This is a genomic window from uncultured Kiloniella sp. (genome assembly GCF_937128705.1).
In the GTDB taxonomy this organism is placed as follows: Bacteria; Pseudomonadota; Alphaproteobacteria; order Kiloniellales; family Kiloniellaceae; genus Kiloniella.
The window spans coordinates 1-2142 of record NZ_CAKZMP010000283.1; the positions used below are offsets into that span (position 1 = coordinate 1).

Here is a 2142-nt window from a genome sequence, read left to right on the forward strand (position 1 = left end):
TCGTTCTCGGCCTAATGGCAGCAACACTGGTTTAAGTTTACTTGAACTGACTTAAAAAGGAGGCTTTTCAGCCTCCTCAGATCGCTGACAAACCCCGTCTTATTGAGGCGGGGTTTTGTTATGGATTTTTTCAGAACTGATTTCTGTTTTTTCCTTTTAAGAAACGATCAATAGGTTCAGCTGGCTTTGTTTGTCTGTTTTGAGCGTGATTTTGCACCATAAAAAGATATTTCTCGCCAGAACCAGTGCGATTTTCTTGATATTTTGAGTAGCTGCGGCGAGCAGACACTGTTCCTTGACCTTATCCAGACCGCGCAGTCGTGCATAGCGATGACCGTGTAACTGTTTTGCATCCGCAAAACTCCGCTCGACAGTTTCTTTTCTCCTCTTGTAAACAGCCTTTCCCCATGTGCTCAGACGGTTTTGATCAGTCTTATCCTTAATATCCTGCCAGACATGGCGGGTGATCACCTTTACATGGTTGGAGCTACTGGTGCACTGATCCAGAAAGGGACAGGTTTGGCACTGTTTTCCATTACTCTTGTATTCGCGATAGCCCGTTCGACTGGTGGTACTGTACTTCAGTATTTGCCCACCGGGGCAGCGGTACCCATCAATACCGGGGAGGTATTCATACTCTCGTTTATAGAGAAACCCTTTCCGGTGATTTGGGCGGCGATAGCCGATCACACCATGGATCTTGCGATCATCCAGGCCTTTGCAAATCCCCGCTGTCATATAGCCCGCATCCAAGCCAACAGTCTTAACATCTAAATCAAAACGCTTGCATTGATGATCCAACCTTGAAAGATAGGGAATACTGTCGTGGACATTGCCTGCGGTGACATGACTGTCGGTAATGATGGCATGGGCGCCATCTACCGTGCGGTGGTCAAGATAAAAGAACCCCTTTGGCTTGCCCTCGCGTACCATATAACCTGCATCTTTATCTGTGCGACTGACCTTGGTTTTCTTCGTAATAACCTCGCGATCTTTACTCTTTAAAGGCTTCTTGCCATGGGCCGCACGGTCTGTATCAATTGCTTCATCCAACGCATCCAGATAATCGGCCCGGGATTTCCCGATGACTTCCTGATCGAATTTCTGCTTATTGGCATTCGCCTTGAGATGCGTGCTGTCAGTATAGAGAGTGTGACCATCAACAAGCCCAGCCTTGATGGCCTGCAATACGATTTCGTCAAAAATATCTTGATAAACAGAAGTCCCTGTAAAGCGACGGCGGCGATTTTGCGAGAGTGTCGACGCATCAGGAACCTTGTCGGTTAAACGCATCCCCAAAAACCATCGATAGGCAACGTTCACTTCAATTTCACGCATCAACTGACGTTCAGAGCGAACACCAAACAGGTAGCCAATCACTAATATTTTGAAAAGGACTGTCGGATCAAGCGCCGGACGTCCGTTATTTGCGCAATATAAATGGGCTACACGATCATGGATAAAACTGAAATCTATATGCGCAGCTATCTTGCGCAAAAGATGCGTAGTGGGAACCAGAGACTCTAAACTAACCATCTCAAGTTCGCTCTGAACAGGACCTTCTTTTTTTAACATACAGCATTGAATCACAAAGGCCTCGCTAAAGCGAGACCTTTGTCAGCAGTCTGAGGGAGCTTTTGCTCCCTTTTATTTTAATGATTTTTGTCATCAAGAATTGTTATTGTCCCAATGATATAGGTAGGGTTTTTTTCTTCATCTAACAAAGGGCAATCCAATGAACAACAATGAATATGATGAGTCTGCTATACGGAACCATTGGTGGAGAACACATGGCGTATACCAAGAAGGGGCCGTAAACTCAGTAGAAGCAGAAAGACTTGCTTGGGAAGAAGTTCCGCTCAAGACCAAACAAGAGTGGACGCAAAAGTACAAAGCGTCTCTGGATGTTATAGGAATTCCTGATGAACAAGGAGTCTTCACCATCGAAGTGAAAAGCAACGATTATTCACAAAAGACTCTTGAGAGCATGCTCAACAATGGATGGAGCATCTCAACCCACATTCCACTCGGCCCATCGGCTCTCGTCATCCTCTACAAAGACGGAACAAAATGTCGCAGTTTCACTTGAAGTGTTAAGACAACCAAAGGAACAAAACGATGATAATAAGCAAGATAGAATCC

General features: G+C 45.4%; 2 protein-coding genes. One reads left to right on the forward strand and one right to left on the reverse strand.

The features are described 5' to 3' along the window. Nucleotides 1-156: 156 nt before the first annotated feature. Nucleotides 157-1575, reverse strand: a complete 1419-nt coding sequence (locus Q0241_RS14455) for an IS1182 family transposase (RefSeq protein ID WP_299378713.1) — start codon at nucleotides 1573-1575, stop codon at nucleotides 157-159. A gap of 160 nt (nucleotides 1576-1735) precedes the next feature. Here Q0241_RS14455 and Q0241_RS14460 point away from each other — a divergent pair, with 160 nt between their 5' ends. Next, nucleotides 1736-2089, forward strand: a complete 354-nt coding sequence (locus Q0241_RS14460; protein ID WP_299378715.1) for a hypothetical protein — start codon at nucleotides 1736-1738, stop codon at nucleotides 2087-2089. Nucleotides 2090-2142 lie beyond the last annotated feature (53 nt).

Bases quoted from the DNA above. Each gene is read 5' to 3' on its own strand.
- Q0241_RS14455 (WP_299378713.1), bottom strand. From the start codon at position 1,575: ATGTTAAAAAAAGAAGGTCCTGTTCAGAGCGAACTTGAGATGGTTAGT.
- Q0241_RS14460 (WP_299378715.1), top strand. From the start codon at position 1,736: ATGAACAACAATGAATATGATGAGTCTGCTATACGGAACCATTGGTGG.